This is a genomic window from Novosphingobium sp. CECT 9465, from assembly GCF_920987055.1.
Taxonomy (GTDB): domain Bacteria; phylum Pseudomonadota; class Alphaproteobacteria; order Sphingomonadales; family Sphingomonadaceae; genus Novosphingobium.
The window spans coordinates 3,257,392-3,276,281 of record NZ_CAKLBX010000001.1 but is presented as its reverse complement, the minus strand read 5'-3'; the positions used below and the strand labels follow the sequence as shown (position 1 = coordinate 3,276,281).

Annotated in this window: 14 protein-coding genes; 10 read left to right on the top strand and 4 right to left on the bottom strand. The window is 62.9% G+C overall.

Features of this window, described 5'->3' with window-relative positions; translation table 11 throughout:
- Window positions 1-6 precede the first annotated feature (6 nt).
- From LUA85_RS15920 to LUA85_RS15910, 3 genes are read left to right on the top strand one after another with little or no spacing between them, the layout of a single operon-like run.
- The gene (locus LUA85_RS15920; protein ID WP_231471225.1) at window positions 7-2,019 is read left to right on the top strand and encodes a RyR domain-containing protein; all 2,013 of its coding nucleotides are present in this window, start codon (window positions 7-9) and stop codon (window positions 2,017-2,019) included.
- Entirely contained in the window at window positions 2,007-2,765 is a 759-nt protein-coding gene (locus LUA85_RS15915) for an ABC transporter permease (RefSeq protein ID WP_231471224.1), read from the top strand. Before LUA85_RS15920 ends, LUA85_RS15915 begins: the two co-directional genes overlap by 13 nt.
- Window positions 2,762-3,463 (top strand): ATP-binding cassette domain-containing protein, encoded by a 702-nt coding sequence (locus tag LUA85_RS15910; RefSeq protein ID WP_231471223.1) that lies wholly within the window; start codon window positions 2,762-2,764, stop codon window positions 3,461-3,463. The genes LUA85_RS15915 and LUA85_RS15910 overlap by 4 nt, the downstream gene beginning before the upstream one ends.
- Here the strand turns inward: LUA85_RS15910 and LUA85_RS15905 are convergent.
- From LUA85_RS15905 to LUA85_RS15895, 3 genes are read right to left on the bottom strand one after another with little or no spacing between them, the layout of a single operon-like run.
- Window positions 3,388-4,032, bottom strand: coding sequence for an ABC-type transport auxiliary lipoprotein family protein (locus LUA85_RS15905; RefSeq protein ID WP_231471222.1), 645 nt, complete (start codon window positions 4,030-4,032; stop codon window positions 3,388-3,390). The two genes, LUA85_RS15910 and LUA85_RS15905, sit on opposite strands and share 76 nt — an antisense overlap.
- Entirely contained in the window at window positions 4,029-5,030 is a 1,002-nt protein-coding gene (locus LUA85_RS15900; RefSeq protein ID WP_231471221.1) for an MlaD family protein, read from the bottom strand. The genes LUA85_RS15905 and LUA85_RS15900 overlap by 4 nt, the downstream gene beginning before the upstream one ends.
- A 34-nt stretch (window positions 5,031-5,064) precedes the next feature.
- Window positions 5,065-5,682 carry a hypothetical protein gene (locus LUA85_RS15895; RefSeq protein ID WP_231471220.1) on the bottom strand — a complete coding sequence of 206 codons (618 nt, stop codon included), beginning with the start codon at window positions 5,680-5,682 and terminating at the stop codon, window positions 5,065-5,067.
- A gap of 332 nt (window positions 5,683-6,014) precedes the next feature.
- Between LUA85_RS15895 and LUA85_RS15890 the strand changes: the two genes are divergently transcribed.
- The 5 genes from LUA85_RS15890 (at window position 6,015) to LUA85_RS15870 (ending at window position 14,730) form a co-directional block, all read left to right on the top strand.
- Window positions 6,015-9,398, top strand: coding sequence for a DUF2126 domain-containing protein (locus tag LUA85_RS15890; protein WP_231471219.1), 3,384 nt, complete (start codon window positions 6,015-6,017; stop codon window positions 9,396-9,398).
- Window positions 9,398-11,893: a circularly permuted type 2 ATP-grasp protein gene (locus tag LUA85_RS15885; RefSeq protein WP_231471218.1), complete on the top strand. Its 2,496-nt coding sequence runs from the start codon at window positions 9,398-9,400 to the stop codon at window positions 11,891-11,893. Before LUA85_RS15890 ends, LUA85_RS15885 begins: the two co-directional genes overlap by 1 nt.
- Window positions 11,890-12,765 (top strand): transglutaminase family protein, encoded by an 876-nt coding sequence (locus tag LUA85_RS15880; protein ID WP_231471217.1) that lies wholly within the window; start codon window positions 11,890-11,892, stop codon window positions 12,763-12,765. Before LUA85_RS15885 ends, LUA85_RS15880 begins: the two co-directional genes overlap by 4 nt.
- A gap of 123 nt (window positions 12,766-12,888) precedes the next feature.
- A complete protein-coding gene (locus tag LUA85_RS15875; RefSeq protein ID WP_231471216.1) occupies window positions 12,889-13,686 on the top strand; it encodes a transglutaminase family protein in 798 nt (265 codons plus the stop codon).
- Window positions 13,687-13,758: 72 nt separating this feature from the next.
- Window positions 13,759-14,730, top strand: a complete 972-nt coding sequence (locus tag LUA85_RS15870) for a rhodanese-related sulfurtransferase (RefSeq protein ID WP_231471215.1) — start codon at window positions 13,759-13,761, stop codon at window positions 14,728-14,730.
- A gap of 12 nt (window positions 14,731-14,742) precedes the next feature.
- On the opposite strand, the gene LUA85_RS15865 is transcribed toward LUA85_RS15870, so the two are convergent.
- The gene (locus LUA85_RS15865) at window positions 14,743-16,005 is read right to left on the bottom strand and encodes a cytochrome b/b6 domain-containing protein (RefSeq protein ID WP_231471214.1); all 1,263 of its coding nucleotides are present in this window, start codon (window positions 16,003-16,005) and stop codon (window positions 14,743-14,745) included.
- A gap of 211 nt (window positions 16,006-16,216) precedes the next feature.
- Here LUA85_RS15865 and LUA85_RS15860 point away from each other — a divergent pair, with 211 nt between their 5' ends.
- A complete protein-coding gene (locus tag LUA85_RS15860) occupies window positions 16,217-16,696 on the top strand; it encodes a (2Fe-2S)-binding protein (RefSeq protein WP_231471213.1) in 480 nt (159 codons plus the stop codon).
- Entirely contained in the window at window positions 16,689-18,887 is a 2,199-nt protein-coding gene (locus LUA85_RS15855; protein WP_231471212.1) for a molybdopterin cofactor-binding domain-containing protein, read from the top strand. Before LUA85_RS15860 ends, LUA85_RS15855 begins: the two co-directional genes overlap by 8 nt.
- Window positions 18,888-18,890: the final 3 nt, after the last annotated feature.

Below are 18,890 nucleotides of genomic sequence, written 5' to 3'. Positions count from 1 at the left end.
GGGTCGATGCGCGCAAGCCTGCCTTGGCGGATTGCGGCGCTCGCCGGAGCGCTTATGCTCGGCGCGGCAGGCCTTGGCGAGGCACACCCCGGTATGACGTGGGGAAGCCTGGCCGCAGGAAGTCTGGGGCTATCCATCGGGATGCTGGCTGACGACCTTGCCTGGCAAGAAGTCCCGCTGGCGCTTGATATCGCGCGGCTCACTGCGCCACTTGCCCTGATCTGGCTCATGGCCGGGTTGCTGCACCATGTGTTGGGAAACCGGTACGCGCTTGCCCGGATGCGGGCGCGGGGGGAACATCTGATTGTGGCGGGGGATGGCGCGCTGGCCCGAATGATCGTCATGGGCGAACTGGCACGACACAAACCCGTGGTGATCCTGGGCAATCGCACCGATGCGCCGTGGATCGGCCCGGCTTTGCGCGATGGCGCTGCGATTTGTCCCGATCTTGCGAAGTGTGGGCTGGAATCGGCGCGCGCTCTGGCCTTCACGGGGCCGGAAGGCGCAGATAACCTCGCTTTGGCCCGCCAGATCGTTGCGGGATTGCATCTTGCGCGACCTGCCGGAAATCCGCTGGAAATCATCGTCAGCATCTCAGGTGATGATAGCCTGCCTGCGGATGCCGAAGACGGAACGATCAATGCACAGGCCCGCGTGCGGCAAGCCATTCTGCCGGACATGGTGGCAAGGCGACTGTTTATCGATCACACCCTTGATGCTTTTCGCTGGAGCGATGTGCAGGACGCCACCGTCTTCGTCATCGGGTTGACGGATGTCACACGCCTCTACATCGCGCGGTTGCTGACCGGGGGGCACTGGCGAGGGGGCAGGAAGGCGAAACTGGTCGTCATCGATAGGGAACCTCGTGCCGCGCAGGCCACCATTGCCGATCGGCACGGGAAGATCGATGCGCTCTCTCCGATCGCATTCGTGCGCTGGGACGGGACGGAGGCGCAAATCGCTCCGCTCGTCACCGAACTCCACCGTACTTATGGCCGGCCCGTCGCTTATATCATCGATGCAGGTCCGGCTGCCGTGCAACGGGAATGGGCGGAGCGCATCGTAAGCATTCATGCGGAGGCAGACATAGCCTTGCCGCCGATTCACGCACGTATTGACGCTGGATCATCCGCCGCACTGTCACACAAGGTCACCCCGTTTGGATATGAAGCGGTGCTGGCTGATCCCGATGCCCTGATGCAGGAACAGCATGACCTGACCGCCCGCGCAATTCACGAATCCTATCTCGAAGGACGGCTTGGCGATGGGGAAAAGATCGGCGCGCGCGATTCTCTGCGTGAATGGGAAGACCTGCCTGAGCGATACCGGGCCGACAATCGCATGGTGGCTGACTGCCATCAACTGAAGTTGCGAGACATCGGCTGCCGCATAGTGTCGCAGAGTGATCGCAGGTTTCCTCCCTTCCGCCTGCGGCAAGACGAGGAAGAGGAACTGGCAAGGGCGGAGCACGACCGCTGGATGGTTGCCAAGGTGGCCGATGGATGGCGGTTCGGGCCGGTGCGCGACGACGCGGAACGGCTGCACCCCGATATCGTGCCGTTTGATGACCTCAGCGAGGCAATCAAGGATCTCGACCGGGAGCAGGTGAGGCTAATCACGAGGATCGTGGCACGGCAGGGCAAAGCCGTTGTTCGCTTGCTGGAAGTTGGCCTGATCCCCGGCGGTGCGCCCTGCCCACGCCTTGCGCCCCTGATCGCTGCGCTGAAAAGCCACTATCCTGACCGTCTGCCGCGTTTTCTGGTAGAAGCGCGTTCAACCGAGGCTATCGCGGCGCTGAAGGACGAGGGCGCGTTGATAGATGTGGTTGCCAGCGGCTTTGCCATACCGGCTTACACATATGACGCGGTCACCGCAGTACCTTTCGGAGGAGAGCTTGAGGTATTGAACAAGAATGCGGACCTGCGCGTCCTGTGTGGCGATGCCGCCGCACCGGATGGCACCCCCGTCATCCGCCTCAACCGTGAAGGAACCATCGTGCAGGCACCATGGCTACCGTGATCGAACCGGTGCGATTTTTGGGCACGGCCTGCTGGCTTGTCTGGCGGGCGGCGCGCGGCATCACCGTCCGCTGCTGGCATGACGATCCGCTCGTCTATGGCGCAACCGCGGTGGCGATCTCGCGATCGGTGTGGCGGCAATTGCCGATGATCGCGGCCATTTCTGCATTGATCGGAGCGTTGACGGGTATCCTCGCGGGACAGGTTCTCAATGTCTACCGCGCCGAGCTTCTTGTTCTGGCGGCGATGACGGAGGCTCTTTTCCGGCAGATCGTGCCTCTTGTGATCGGGATATTCGCCTCCGGCAGTACCGCCGTGGACCTTGCCTCGCGAATAGGTGCGATGCGTCTTGCGAACGAGATTGAGGCGCTGGAGAGCATGGGCAATGACTCGGCGGCTTTCGTGCTCGGCCCCGCGCTGGCGGGTATTGTCCTCGCCGGGCCACCCCATCTCATCGTGGGTGCGGCCGTCTCGCTTCTCGCGGCTGGACTGACAGTCGTGGCGACAGCCAACATCGGCTGGCACGATCTTTACATCCTGACGCTTACGGACCGGAGCGGGGTGGCGCTCCTTGCCGGGCTGGGCAAGGTCATGGTCTATTCCCTGATCGCCTTTGCCGTGGGGGCGGCCATTGGAGCGCAGCCTGTCCGCGTGCCGTCTGACATCGGCGCGCGGGCCGGTCAGGCGTTCAGGACCGGACTGCTTGCAATCCTTGCCGCGGCCACCCTGTGGGAGGCCTTCGCGTGAGCGCAGTTCTCGATCTGAACGCGGTCAGCCTGATCGTATCGGGGCAGCGCCTTCTCGACAATGTGAGCCTGCAGATTGGAAGGGCCGAACGCGTCGCGATCATCGGCGCGAGCGGTGTGGGCAAGTCCATGCTCATGCGTCTTGCGCTTGGCCTGTGCGAACCATTGAGTGGAAGCGCCACATTGTTTGGCGAAGTTCTTGCGACTTGCGATCAACACGCGCGCCGCCGCCTGCGCCGCCAATGCGGGGTCAGCTTTCAGGGTGGCTCGCTCATCCGAGGGCTGACAGTCGACGAAAACCTCTGGCTGGCACTTACCGCCCCTGCCGCCGCAAGGCCCAGGCTGCGGCGCAAACTGGATCGCATCGGCTTCGAATTCGGCATCGATCACCTCTTTGCGACGCCCGTGGATGCGCTGTCGCAAGGGCAGGCGCGGATGGTCGAAATCGCGCGCGCATTCGTTCACGATCCCGAATTTGTCCTGTTGGACGGCCCGCTTGAGGAAATGCCCGCACGGTCCGCATTTCTGGAGAAGCAATTGCAGCGGAACACTGTCATCCGGCCGCGGGCCATGCTGCTGATAACGCAAAACGAAGACGTCGCCTTTCGGGTCTGCGAGCGCGTCTATCGCCTTGAGGAGGGCAGGCTGCTGGCGCAGTCTGCTGGCCGGTCAGCCATCGCCGTGCCCGGTACATCCTGAGCAAACGCCTTCACCGCGACGCCCAGCGCTTCGCCAAAGGCTGCCGCGCGCACGTCCGGGCTTCCAGAGGGGATTGGCGCGCGGCCGCAGTATCGCCTGACAACCACCGGTTTGTCCGCGCGCGCGAACTCGACTTCGAATACCACCGACGCGTGCGTGGCGGGGCCGCTTCGTTCCTCGAACTGCAACAGCGTGGGCGAAAGTCGAATAACGGAGTTGCCCGGCGTCGAAGACCGCATCACGTGCAGCCCCTCCGCCTGGAGCGTGGCAGCCATTGCCTGTTCGAGATATTCAGGAGGGGGCCGGTCCCACATCAGGGTACGTGCCTGTTGCAATGCGCCGCCGGCGCCGACCGAATATGCGTAGCGCTGCTGAGAAATCACGCCCTGCGCGCGCGGGGGTACGAGCTTCACATCGCCTTGTCTGGTGGCGGTGACAGCTTGCACACGCGGGGCAATCAGGCGCAGGACCACCTGTTCGTCCGGCCCTTTGGTCAGAGCACAGGACGAAAGCAGCAGGGCTGCGACCGATAATCCGACCGCAGCGAAGCGGAAGCCGGGACAGGTCATGGCTGCGGCTCCGGCGGATCGCGCAAGTCGCGACCACGCAGGATCGAACCGGGATCGGTGGCGACCTGTTCAGATACCCGGTCGATATTGGCGGACGCACGTTCCAGATTGATACTGGCAGCGACGAGCGAGGCAGAGGCCGCCTCCAGCGTCGCACGTGCCTGACCCGCAGTGCTTGCGCTTTCCTTCAGCAGAGCCGCCACGCTGGCCTGGTTTTCAGCAACCAGCTTCCGCGCCTCGGAAACGGTCGAGTTCACGCCATCGATGTCGATGCTCGCGGCCCGGCCCGAAAACTGCCGGAGATTGGTCAGCGTAACGGCGACATCGCCCTGGCCGGGGCGGAAGCTGCGATCAAGTTGCGTGGCGAGCGAATTCAGCGCCGCTGCCGTTTGCGTTGCATCGTCCATCATTTCGCCCACCTTGCCCTTACCGGCGCCGCCCGTAACTTCGGCCTGCAGGCTCATCACCAGCGTACTGGCCGTGCGCGCGGCAAGCGAGGCCTGTTCGATCGCCCGCGTTGCCGTCTGCACCAGATCCGGCGAACGGCGGCAGCCGGTCAGAGCGGCCTTGCCGAAGGAGGCTGGCGGGGCCAGAGGATGGCATCCCGTTGCCAAGCGCTCTGCCAGACAGGCCTTTGCCGACCGGGCTGCGTTGCCTTCGATTGCTTCGACGGTCATGGTCGGGGCGGTAAGCGGGTTGGCGGCACTGACAGCCACTTGCGAACAGGCGGTTGGACGCCAGAGTTTCGTGACGCTCAGGACGACAAGAAACTGGCGGGTGACAGGATCCAGCTTGACGGAGCGCACTTCGCCGACACGTGCGCCGCGGAAGTTGATGGTCGTTCCGGGTTGAACCCCGGCCACATCATCAAGCAGCGTCACATAATCGCGATTGCGGAAGAACGGGTCCGGCAGGAAGGTAAGCACAAGAACCATTCCGAGCGCGACGAGGCACACGATGATGCCAACCCTGATCTGAACGCCCGCGTTCGGTTCCACTGGCTCCCCCCAATCGGTTGAACATTCAGGCAGTTCAGCTGCTTGTCAAGCTTGCAACGGCCGTGCGCAATATCTGCGCTGTCCCGGTGCCGGACGGACATATCGCTTCGATCGGGATCGCTTCGCGCGGGTCGATCACCACGACCGGAATTTCGCGGTCAATCGCTTCGGCGATGATCTGGGCCGCCCCGCCCCGCCCCCGCGCGGGGGCCTTGTCCCACACCGCGAACAGCATATCGCAGCGATCGAGAATTGCCCGCCCGGCGCGTTCGTAACCTTCGGTTCCGTCATCGCCTTGGGCACGGGCGGGCTGCAAGTATGACTGGCTTCGTGCTCGTTCCAGTTGGGCGAAGAAGGCGGTCAGTTCCGCCGCGTTCTCGAAATCGCGGGCAAAGTCATCGCGTGGGAAGGGCAGGATCGCATCAAGCCTCCAGCCAAGGTCAAGCGCGGCCCAACCGGCGATCCGGTCCGCGCCATCTGCAAAGTTCGTCAGAAGTGCCAATTCGGACTTGCCGTTTGCTTTCGCAGAGGCATCTATGGCTTGGAACAGGCTTGCGATCCTGTGCTCCAGCAACATCAGGTCGCATCCGGCAAGCCTATGCAGCCGGTGGCCGGTCACACCGATGGCAAATGTATCGGATAGGCCGCTCATGTCTATGCCTGTCAGGTCCGTTCCGTGTTTGAGGAGCGCCGTGCAAATTGCGGGCCGGACATTGCGGCCCCGCGGCCAACCAGCCTTGAACTGCCACCCGAAAGCCCCCGATAATTCCGTATTGCGTCAGGTGGCCCATGCCGACAAGGGCCAGCGTATCGACGATCGGGGAAACACCGTTCCGGCTCAAGCCGGGCCAAAGGAGGAGCAGGTGGCAAAAGGTGGGGGCGCGGCGAATTTTCATCGTTATGTTACAAGCTGAAAATGCTGCGGCGCGGGCATGAATGCGAGAATTTTGTTGCAATGCAGCAGCAATGAGTTTGTCTATCGCCATGATCAAAGCAGCTCTGCATCACCTGACCCGCTACAGCTATGACCGGCCTGTCTCGCTCGGCCCGCAACTGGTACGGCTGCGTCCCGCTCCGCACGGACGAACCGAAGTTCCCAATTATTCGCTGAAGATCAGTCCGGCCGGGCACTTCATAAATTGGCAGCAGGATCCGCATGGCAACTGGCAGGCCCGGATCGTGTTTCCCGATCCGGTCGATCATTTCCAGATCGAAGTGGATCTGCTGGCTGAACTGGCCATTATCAATCCCTTCGATTTCTTCGTCGATCCTTACGCCGAAGAAGTGCCGTTCACGTACGAGGCCGACCTCAAGGAAGATCTTGCCGCTTACTTCGAACTGGAGCCACAGGGACCGTTGTTTGAAGCTCTGGTGGCCGACTGGGCCGGATACGCCGGGCGCTCGATAGATTTTCTGGTCGCGCTCAATACCGCATTGCAGCAACGGGTTGGCTACGTCATCCGCATGGAACCGGGCGTCCAGGCGCCCGAAGAGACCTTGAGCCTGGGTACGGGATCGTGCCGGGACAGCACATGGCTGCAAGTCCAGCTTCTGCGCCGTCTTGGTTATGCGGCAAGGTTCGTTTCGGGCTATCTCATCCAGATGAAGGCGGATATCGAGGCTATCGACGGGCCCAAGGGACCGGACGCCGACTTTACCGATCTGCACGCATGGACCGAAGTCTATCTGCCCGGCGCGGGATGGGTCGGGCTTGATCCGACATCCGGCCTGTTCGCGGGTGAGGGCCATATCCCGCTCGCCGCCACCCCGCATTACCGTTCGGCCGCGCCGATCAGCGGGCTGGCGGCACCGGCCATGGTCAATTTCCACTTCGAGATGGACATCACCCGCATCAAGGAAGCGGTGCGGATCACCAAACCCTTCACCGATGAACGCTGGTCGTCGCTGCTCGCGCTGGGGGAGCAGGTCGATGCCGATCTGGTGGCCAACGATGTCCGCCTGACCACGGGCGGAGAGCCGACGTTCATTGCCGATGGCGATTTTGAAGCGGGCGAATGGAACGCCGATGCCGTCGGGCCGACCAAGGCGGCCTATGCCGACCGCCTGATTCGCCGTCTGCGCGATGAACTGGCGCCCGGTGCCTTGCTTCATCATGGTCAGGGAAAATGGTATCCGGGCGAAAGCCTGCCGCGCTGGGGCTATTCGATTTACTGGCGCAAGGACGGTGTGCCTTTGTGGCGCGATGCCTCGCTCATCGCCGGAAATGCCGCAAACAGCGATTCGGCGCTTGCCCCGCAAGGGCCGATCGATGCGAAAGTTGCCGAGAATTTCATCCATGCGGCAGCCGATGGCTTCGGGCTTGACCACGAATTCATCCACACGGTCTATGAAGATCCGGTCGCATGGATTGTGAAGGAGGCCGAGCTTCCCGGCAATACCAGCCCCCATGATCCCAAGCTTGAAGATCCTGAAGAACGAACGCGGATCATGCGCACGTTCCAGCGCGGGCTGTCCCGTCCGGTGGGATATGTCCTGCCGATCCAGCGCTGGAACGCAGCACCGGCCAAGGCATCGCGCTGGAAGAGCGAGAAGTGGCAAGTCCGTCGCGGTGCGCTGTTCGCCGTGCCGGGTGACAGTGCGCTGGGGTATCGGCTGCCTCTCGGATCGCTGCCCTACGTGCCACCTTCGGACTATCCGTACATCCACCCCCGCGATACGGCTGAACCGCGCGGACCTCTGGCTGATTATCGCCAGCAGCGGATCGAACAAGGCTCCGGCTCGCATGAAGCCACGACGCCGACCGACAGCGAGCACAGGCAGCGTGCCCAGATCGTCACCCCGGCCGACGGCGCGCAGCAGGAACGGCAGGAGCAGGAGATCATCGAAGGCGCGGTACGCACCGCGCTGACGATCGAACCGCGCGGCGATCATCTTTCGGTCTTCATCCCGCCGGTCGAGGCCCTTGAAGACTTTCTCGACATGGTTGCCGAAATCGAACTGACCGCCGAACGGCTGGCCATCCCGGTACGGATCGAAGGCTATCCCCCGCCACCCGACCCACGTCTCACCGTGCTAAAGATCACGCCGGATCCGGGGGTGATCGAGGTCAACGTGCAGCCGGCGACGAGCTGGGGCGAGGCTGTCGAAATCACCGAGACGCTTTATCGTCTGGCACGCGAAGAAGGCCTGACCGCTGACAAGTTCATGGTCGATGGCCGCTCCATCGGAACGGGCGGCGGCAATCATCTGGTGCTTGGCGGACCCAGCATGCCGGATTCGCCCTTTATCCGCCGCCCCGACCTGTTGAAGAGCTTCGTGCTGTACTGGCAGCGCCATCCTTCGCTCAGCTACCTGTTCTCCGGCTTGTTCATAGGTCCCACCAGTCAGGCGCCACGGATCGACGAGGCACGTCACGACAGTCTCTACGAACTGGAAGTTGCTCTCGCGCAGGTGCCCCCGCGCAGCGAGGAGCAACCGCGTCCGTGGGTTGTCGACCGGCTGTTCCGCAACCTGCTGGTCGATGTTACGGGCAATACCCATCGCACCGAAATCTGCATCGACAAGCTGTTCTCGCCCGACGGTCCGACCGGACGGCTGGGCCTTGTCGAATTTCGCGGGTTCGAGATGCCGCCCGAAGCGAAGATGTCGCTTGCCCAGCAATTGCTGCTGCGCGCGCTCACGGCTTGGTTCTGGCGTGAACCGCAAGGTGGCAGTCTGGTCCGTTGGGGCACGGCCCTGCACGACCGTTTCATGCTGCCCCATGCCGTGTGGAGCGATTTTCTTGGCGTGCTGGCGGATTTGCGCGGTGCCGGTTACGATTTCGATCCGGCATGGTTCGAAGCGCAGCGCCAGTTCCGCTTCCCCATCCACGGCGAAGTCGCAGGCGGCGGCGTCACGCTGGAAATCAGCCACGCTCTTGAACCATGGAATGTGCTGGGCGAAACCGGAGCGATTGGTGGCACCGTGCGCTATGTCGACAGTTCGACCGAACGCCTTCAGGTCCGCGCTGCCGGGATGGTCACAGGTCGTCACATCATCACGTGCAACGGCCGCCGCGTTCCTCTCAGCCCCACCGGGGTGGCCGGAGAAGGCTTTGGTGGGGTGCGTTACAAGGCCTGGAATCCGGCCAACTGCCTGCACCCGATGATGAAGGCCCATGCCCCGCTGACTTTCGACATTCTCGATACCTGGAACGGGCGGTCGCTGGGCGGATGTGTCTATCATGTGGCACATCCCGGCGGGCGGTCTTATGATGACGTCCCGGTCAATGCCTATGAGGCCGAATCGCGGCGACGGGCGCGATTCGTCAATCATGGTCATTCGCCGGGGCCTCTTGCAATGCCGGCAGAGGAAATGCCTGGAGAGTTTCCGATGACCCTAGACTTGCGCCGTCCGCCTGCATTCTGATGAGCGTCGTGGGGGAATCCACTCGCCGTGCGAATGAAGTCGACACGCCATTGCGGGATTATGCCGTCGAGCAGCCGGGAGCAGACCTGTTCGCCAGTGCCGAACCGGCGGTTGTGGCGAAGTGGCACGCGCTGGCCGAAGGCCTGAGAGAGCTTAGCCCGGACAACGTGGCGCAGTTGCATGAGCAGGTGGCGCGCGAGATCCAGGAACTTGGGCTGACGTATCGCATGACCGGCGAGGCCGAAGAACGGCCGTGGCCACTCAATCCCATGCCGTTGCTGATCGGCAGCCGTGAATGGCTGCTGGTCGAACGCGGCCTGATCCAGCGCGCCGGTCTTCTGGAACGGATCGTTGCCGATATCTACGGTTCGCAGCAATTGGTGGCCGACGGGGATCTGCCCGCGTCCATGGTTGCGGGCAGCCCCCATTTTGCCCACGAGATGATCGGTTCGAAGCCGCCGGGTGGCCATTTCATCCACGTCTATGCTGTCGATCTTGCGCGCGGTCCCAGCGGCGAATGGAGGGTCCTGTCCGATCGCCTGCGGTTTGCGACAGGCATCGGATATGCTCTTGAAAACCGCCTGGCCCTGTCGCGCAGCACCGGATCGATCCTGTCGCAGATCAACGCCCGGCGACTGGCCCGGTTCTACCGGGTGCTGCGCCAGGGCATCGCCGCCGATTGCCAGCGCGATGATCCGCGCATCGCCTTGCTCAGCCCCGGCGGCTTCAACCAGAGCTACCCGGAACAGGCGCATCTGGCGCGTTACCTTGGCCTGCCCCTGGTCGAAGGGCGCGACCTCACGGTCAGCGACGCGAAACTCTATGTGCGCACGATCGCCGGTCCCAAACGGATCGACGCCTTGTGGAACTGGATCGATACACCCCTGCTCGATCCGCTCACGTTCAATGCGGATTCGCATATCGGTGTGCCCGGACTTTCAGAAGCGTGGTCGAAGGGCGGACTGAGCGTCGCCAACTGGCCAGGCGTCGGTGTGCTTGAAGCGCGGGCCTTTTCTGCGTTCATGCCGCGCCTTGCTACGAAGCTGATCGGCGAACCGCTGCTGCTTCCCAACATGGCGACATGGTGGTGTGGGCAGGCTCCTGAAGCAGACAGCGTACGGAGGAACCTCGATGGTCTCGTCATCAGTTCATCCTTCGGGACGCCGGTGGAATGCCTGCCCGACGGGCGCAGCCGTCTTGGCGCCAGCTTCGATGCGCAGGAGCGTGAGGCGCTGCTGGCCGATCTGGAGCGGCGGCCGATGGACTATTGCGGCCAGGAGATCGTTCGCCTGTCCACCACGCCCGCGTTGATCGGGAGCAGGCTGGAGCCGCGGCCGTTCACCCTGCGCGCCTTTGTCGTGCGCGGGCCGGATGGCGCGTGGGAGGTCATGCCGGGTGGCTTTGCCCGGCTTTCGTCATCCGGGAATCTGCGCACGTCATTGATGGATGAAAATGATCGGTCGGCGGATGTCTGCGTCGTCGACGATCTGCCGGTCAAGCAGGAAAGCCTGTTGGGCAATGCTGAAAGTTCGGCGATCAAGCGTGGCGGCGGCATTCTTTCCAGCCAGGCTGCGGACAACCTCTACTGGTTCAGCCGCTATGTCGAACGTGCGGAAATGACGGTCCGCATATTGAAGAGCCTGCTCGGCAGTTCGATCGAGGCAGATGGCGGCGCGGCGCGGGGCAAGGTCACGCTGGACCGGCTGGTGAATCTGCTGATCCTGTGGGGCGCAATTGCATCCAAGGATGCCGCGATGCCCCTTTCGGACATCTGCCGCAGCGCCTTCGGAGATGAAAAGCCTGCGGGAAGTGTGCGCGCCATCATGAAACGCTGCCGCCGTATCAGCGGCGATCTGCGCGATCGGTTGGCGACGGATGTTGGCCGGATCGCGCGGCAACCTTTGCCCGTGTTCGAAGCCGGGCAGGTTGAGACGATGCTCAAGTCGTTCAACGAGATGATCGCGCGGTTCAGTGCGCTGGCCGGTCTCGCTGCCGAGAACATGGTGCGTGGGCCATCCTGGCGCTTCCTGCAGATCGGTCGGCGGATGGAGCGCGCCACCAATCTGTGCCGGATAGCCCGCCAATTGTCGTCGGCCGAATGCGAACAGGATGATCTGGGCATCCTGCTGGACCTGTGCGACAGCCAGATTGTCTACCGCGCCCGCTACCTTGTCGGTCTGGCGCGCGAACCGGTTCTGGATCTTGTTCTGCTCGATCCCAACAACCCCCGTTCACTGGCGTTTCAGCTGATCGAACTGGAGCAGCACCTTTCGGCGTTGCCGACGTTGCTTGACGATGGGCTGCCCGAACGCCCGTTGCTTGAAATTCGCGCGATCGTTGCGGATTTGCGCGCCATGGAAGCAAACGGACTGGCCGATGACCGGCTGCACGACATGGAAAAGCGGTTGCTCGGCCTGTCCGATGCAGTTTCGCAACGCTATTTCCTTCAGTACGAAAAAGCAGCGGCGGTGGAACAAAGCAGCTTTCTGGCATGATCTACGAAGTTCGACACGTTACCGAGATTCGCTATTCCTCGATTATTCGGCAAGCGCGTTTCAACTTGCGCTTGAAGCCGGCGGTATGGCCCGGCCAGATCCTGACAGACTATCGCCTTGTGATCCGTCCCGCCCCGGCGACAATCGTCGAAGAGTCCGGTCCCTTCGTGGTCAACAACAGCCGGATCGTGTTGAAGGAACCGATTTCCCAGCTCAGCATCGAGAGCGATTTCGTGATCGACAATTCGGGAATCGCCAAAGTTGGCGCAAACCTGGGACCAACGGTCGATCAGGTACGCAGCGCCGCGCTACTGCTCCGTGATTTGTCGGAATACGGCCCCGCGCGGTATCTGTTCTCGACCCGAATGGTGCATCCAGAGCCTGAAATAGCATCATGGGCCAGGGCGTTCATTAACGGAAGCCAGCCTGTGGTGGCGGCCGGGATTGCCTTGATGCAGGCGATTTATGCCGAATTCAGGTTCGACGGCAAGGCAACGCGGGTCGATACTCCACCCATCGAGGCATTTCGGAAAAAGCGTGGGGTTTGTCAGGACTTTGCGCAGATCATGATCATTGCCTTTCGTGCCCACGGAATTCCTGCGGCTTACGTCAGTGGCTATCTGCGAACGAACCCGCCACCCGGCTCCCGGCGGCTGATCGGAGCAGACGCAAGCCATGCCTGGGTGAATCTGTGGTGCGGGCAGGAACTTGGCTGGGTAGGCTTCGATCCCACGAACAACGTTGTGGCCCACCATGATCACATCTTCACGGCGATGGGCAGGGACTATGCCGATGTCGCTCCGATCGACGGCGTTTTCCACGGACAGTCAGGACAGCAGCTGAAAGTTTCGGTCGATGTCAGCCCGCTCTAACGCCGGTTGATCTGGGGGAAACGCGGAAATTTCGGCATGCCGGAAACGAAACGCCGTGTCGCAGGTTCTCGTCGCGAAAGCCCTGGTGCCCGCAGGCTGCTTCACCCGGAAGGAATATCCCTCGTGAGTCTTCACATCCATGTGCAGCTTGACTACTGGTTCGAGCGCACCTGCGACGTACTGCTTCAGCTGGAAGCGGCAGCAATTCCAGAGCAGACGATCGAGAATGCCCATATCACGATTACACCGGGCGAGCATTTTGCGCGCGTTCCGGCGCAGGACAACATTGGCGAACGTATCTGGCTGCGCATGCAGGGCCAATGCCTTGTCGATTATCGCGCGGATGTGACGATCAACCGCATTCTCGATAGTTGTGAGGATTTGCCCGCAGTCCCCCCGCATCAGTTGCCCGGCGAAACCGTCCAGTACCTTTTCCCATCGCGCTACTGTCCCTCCAATCAATTCCTCGCGTTTGTCGAAGATACATTCGGCATGCTGGAAGGCGGGGCCAAGATCGTGGCGATCCGGGACTGGATTTCGAACCATCTTGCCTATGTGCCTGGGGCCAGCAACGCAGAAACCACTGCTGTCGACACATTCCACAGCGGGCAGGGCATATGCCGCGATTACGCGCACCTGATGATCACGCTGGCCCGCGCGGCCGGAATTCCCGCCCGGATCGCCAGTGTATATGCTCTTGGCGTCACACCGCCGGACTTCCACGCCGTTGCCGAGATATTTATTGGCGGCACATGGCATCTGGTTGATTCGACCGGAATGGCCAAGGAAAGCGACATGGCCAAGATCGGGATCGGGCGCGATGCCGCGGACGTGGCTTTCCTGACGGCGTTCGGACCGATGGTCATGAACAGCCAAAGCGTGTCGGTGGAGGCGGGCGTCCCCCAATCATCCGCGGCCTGAACAAGGATCGTCCGACACGGTATCGGCTGTTGGCAGGCTGACACTTTGGCGAACGCGCGCTATGGGGCGAGCATGAATATCCCCCATCGCCTGTCGCACGACCCGGTTACCGTGGCCGCGCTGTACCGCTTTACCCGCTTTGACGATTGCGCGGCCTTGCGTGACCCGCTTGACCGCATGTGCCGCGACTATGGGGTGCGCGGCACCTTGCTGCTGGCGCGCGAAGGCATCAACGGCACGATTGCGGGTACGCCCGAAGGTGTTGCGGCGGTCCTCAGCCATATCCGCGCTTTGCCTGATTGCGCCGAGGTGGACGTGAAGCTCTCCAGCGCCGCCACGATGCCGTTCCACCGGATGAAAGTGCGCCTCAAGCGGGAAATCGTGACGATGGGCGAGCCGGACATCGATCCGCGTGCCAGCGTGGGCACTTATGTCGACCCGCAGGACTGGAACGCGCTTATCGCTGATCCCGGCACGATCGTGATTGATACGCGCAACGATTATGAAGTGGCAGTCGGCACGTTCGAACGCGCGATCGACCCGAAGACCGCCAGCTTCCGCGATTTTCCCGCATGGTTCCGGCAAGAGCGCGAACGCCTGCTGGGCGAAGGCAAGCCGCCGAAAGTGGCGATGTTCTGCACCGGGGGCATCCGTTGCGAAAAATCGACCGCATTCCTCAAGCAGGAAGGCATCGACGAGGTCTATCACCTCAAGGGCGGCATTCTGAAATATCTGGAAACCGTACCGGAAGAAACCAGCCTGTGGCGCGGCGAATGCTTCGTGTTCGATCAGCGGGTGACGGTGGGCCACGGCCTTGTCGAAGGATCGCACAGCTTGTGCTTTTGCTGCCGCCGCCCGGTCAGTCCCGAAGGCCGCCGCTCCCCGCTGTACGAAGAGGGGGTGAGTTGCCCTGCCTGCCATGGTGAACGGACGGCGCAGCAGCGCGCATCGGCACGGGAACGCCATCGGCAGGAAGCGCTCGCCTCGCGCCGTGGCCTGGCCCATGTCGGCGCGGTTCTTTCGGCAGCGGACGCGGACGGCTGACCCGCGCGTCTTCTATTTTTCGCCGCGCCGCGCATCGAAGGCGAAAGAAATCTTCACGGGACCGGCGATCTGGCCCGTGTCTGCCCATTGCCCCTTGCCAACGCCGAACGCGGTACGATCCAGGGTTGTGCTGCCTTCGGCGCGAGCCTTGTTCCCGGCAACTTTCAGCCCGAATGCAAGGCTTAGCGGGCGCTTTACGCCATTGATCGCCAGCGTTCCGGCAGCCACGAACCGGCCCGGCCCGCTGGGCCTGATCGAAGTGGAGCGAAATTGCGCCGTCGCGGTTCCGGTGCCCAAGAAGTCCTCGCCCTTCAGCATGGTATCGCGCGTGTCGTCACCGCTCGATACCGAGAGCAGCGGGATGCGCACAGCGATCGATCCGGTCTCCGGCTGCGCGGGATCAAACACGATGTCGGCGCTCCAGCCGCCGAAGGTGCCGTCCACCGTTTCGCCGTTGACGGTGGCCTGAAAAGCCAGTGTGCCGCCCGGCAGCACTTGCCAGCCCGGAGGAGCGCTCTCTTCTTCGGCCGGGGCGGAGGCGCTGGTGTTGCCGGCAGACGCGGACGGTTCGGGCGCGGCTTGCGTGGCCGCAGCTTCGTCAGGCGCCGCAATGCTGGACGGCGGCAGCGGCATGACCGGCACTGGCGCTCGCGCGGTATAGATCAGCCATGGAAGCGCGAACGCCACCCCCAGGGCAGCAGCAGCGGCAATGCCCCAGCCAAGGCCGGCACGTGCGGGGCGGGCTGCTGGAAGCATGCGCCCCAGTACGTTCGGCTCTGCCTGGCGGCCCAGATGGTGGCGTAGCGCGCCCGCCACATGCAGCACGATCAACGCCGCGCCGACCACGCCGAGCAGGCTGTGCACGTTTTCCGCAGGTTCATGCCAGCCCGCGCCCAGCGGCAGATGCGGCCATGGCACCGTGCCGAACAGCCGTGTCGGCAGCGAAATCTTCGCGGTCGAGACCAGTGCCCATCCGGTCAGCGGGCCGCCCAGCATGAAGACATAAAGCCCGCCGTGAACGACCGATGCCAGCATTCCGCCCCATCCGCCCGCTGCCGCCGTCGGGCGGGGCGCCGTGAAGCGCACGATAACGCGGGCAAGGCTCAACATCAGGATCAGGATGCCGATGCTCTTGTGCAACTGGAACGGCGCGTACATTGCACCGGCATTCTCCAGATCGACCATGCGCCAGCCAAGCCCCAGCTGGAACGCCAGCAACGCCGCGATGGTCCAGTGCAGGGCAATCGCGGTGTTTGAATAGCGCTGTTCCGTCATCCCTTGCTCCTGCCTTGTCGCTGGCAGACGATGGTAGCAAAGCGGATTCAATGCAATTGCGGACAATGCATGGGCACGGGCACGGGCAGGGATACAAGCAAGGATACGAACAAAGGCGGACCTGTGTTTTGGCAGGGGTTGCGCGAAGCATGGCTTGCCTTCAAAACGCGTTTCTGCGGGCGCGATGCGACCTGCTTCAAGGGGATTTGAGATGAAGACCGTGCTCAAGGTCAACGGGCAGGCCCGCGAGGTCGACGCGCCTGGACAAAAGCCGCTGCTGTGGGTCCTGCGCGAGGACATCGGCTATGTCGGCCCAAAGTTCGGTTGCGGGCAGGGCCTGTGCGGTGCCTGTACGGTATTGATGGATGGTCAGGCGATCCGCGCCTGCATCACTCCGCTGGATTCGGTTGGAACGGCTGCGATCACAACGATCGAAGGCGTTGCTGCCAGCCCTGTCGGCAAGACGGTGAGCGAAGCCTGGATCGATCTTGACGTGCCCCAGTGCGGTTATTGCCAGGCCGGACAGATCATGAGTGCGGTAGCGCTGCTTGAGAGCAATCCGGCGCCGAAAGACGACGAGATCGATGCAGCCATGGCCGGAAACCTGTGCCGTTGCAGCACCTATCACCGGATTCGTGATGCCATAAAGAAGGCATCGGGCCAGAAAGTTTCAGGAGGCGCGAATGTCTGATCGGGCAATCCTGGCGGGCAACCGTCGCTTCGTGCTCAAGGCCATGCTCGCCACGGGCGGCGCGCTGGCGTTCGACATCGAATTCGCAGCGGCGCAAGGCAAGATGGCCGCAAGCGCTTCAACCGGGCTGAATGCATACGTCCGCATCAACGCCGATGGCAGCGTGACGATCACCTCCAAGAACCCGGAAATAGGTCAGGGCGTCAAAGCCATGATGCCGATGCTGATTGCCGAAGAACTCGATGTGGCATGGTCTGCCGTGCGTATCGATCAGGCGGTGGCCGATCAGGCGCGTTTCGGCGAACAATTCGCCGGTGGCAGCATGTCCACGCCGATGAACTGGATGCCGATGCGGCAGGCCGGGGCTACCGCCAGGGCGATGATTGTTGCGGCGGCGGCAAAACAGTGGCGTGTTCCGGTTGCAGAGCTGTCGACCGCCAAGGGCGAAGTAATCCACACCGCATCGGGCCGTCGCGCCCCTTACGCCGCGCTGGCGCAGGCGGCGGCGAAGGAAGCTGTGCCTGACGCATCGGCGCTGACGCTGAAGGACCCGGCCAGGTTCTCGATCATCGGTCAGCCCGTGCGCGGGCCGGATACCCCGGCCATCGTGGCGGGCAAGCCGCTGTTCGGTGTCGATACGGTTTTGCCCGGCATGATTCATGCCGCGCTGTTGACGGCGCCAGTGCGCGGGGCCACGCTCAAGAGCCATGATGCAGCCAAGGCGCTGAGCTTGCCCGGTGTGCGCAAGGTCGTGGCGCTGCGCCAGCTTGGCCATGATGATGCCCTGGTCGATGCGCTGGCCATCGTGGCGGACAGCTGGTGGACCGCCAGCGAGGCGCGCAAGCTGGTTATGGTCGAGTGGGACAACGGCGGGCGCGAAAAGCATTCCGACGCTGCATTTGCCGCCGCTGCCAAGGCGGCTTTTGCTGGCAAACCGACGGCATCGATCCGCACGGAAGGCGATGTTGGCGCAGCGCTGGCCAAGGCGGCCAAGGTGGTCAGTGCCGAATACAGCTATCCGTTTCTTTCGCACGCCACGCTTGAGCCGCAGAACTGCACCGCGCAATTCAAGGACGGCAAGCTGGAATTGTGGGCGCCGAGCCAGATGCCGAACGAGGGCAAAGACCTTGTCGCAAAGGCAATGGGGCTGGCGCCTGATGCAGTGACCGTCAATGTTACCCGTATCGGCGGAGGCTTCGGGCGGCGCTTGCAGAGCGACTTCATGATCTTTGCAGGAGCGATCGCGCGCGAGGTTCCGGGGGTGCCGGTCAAGCTGATCCTTGAACGGGAGGAAGACTTCAAGCTCGATTTCTTTCGCCCGGCGGGTTTTCACAAGCTCGACGCCGGGCTTGATGCCGGGGGCAAACTGGTGGCGTTCCGCACGCACCTTGTCACCTTCGGCGCAAAGGGAGAACCTGGCCGTGGTGCTGAACTCCCGTCCGATCTGGTTCCGGTCAATCTCGTTCCCAATGCCGATCTCGGAACGACCGTGCTGGAAAGCAACATTCCGCTGGGCTGGCTTCGCGCGCCGGGATCGAATGCGCTCGCCTTTGCGACGCAGGCCTTCCTCGATGAGGTTGCGGGCGCGGCGGGCAAGTCCCTGCCGGTGTTCATGCTCGATCTGCTGGGCGAATCCCGGCTTGTTGTGCCGCCGAAGCTTCCCGGTGTGCCGGACATGTGGCAGCCTCCTGCCTTTCACACTGGCCGGGCCGCCGCAGTTACGCGTGAAGCGATGAGAATTGCAGGCTGGAAGGACGCGCAAGTCAAAGGGCGCGGATTCGGCTTTTACTTCAGCCACCTCGGCTACTTCGCCGTCATCGCCGATTGCGCGCAGGTCGATGGGGCGATCAAGGTCACCAAGATGTGGCTCGCCGGCGATATCGGCAGCACGATCATCAACCCGCTGAACGCGGAGCAGCAGATTCGCGGTTCCATGATCGAAGGCATGGGGCACGTCATTTCCGGGCTGAAGGTTCCGATCAGCGGCGGCCAGGTGCAGGTGGCGAATTTCGATGCCTACACTCTGCCCCGGATCGATGTGGTGCCGCCCATCGAAATATCGATGGTAAAGACCGACAATCCGCCAACCGGGCTGGGCGAACCGGCTATGCCACCTGCCATCGCCGCGGTTGCCAACGCGATCAGCAGCTTGACCGGAAAGCGTGTGCGTTCGCTGCCATACGAGGCCTGACGC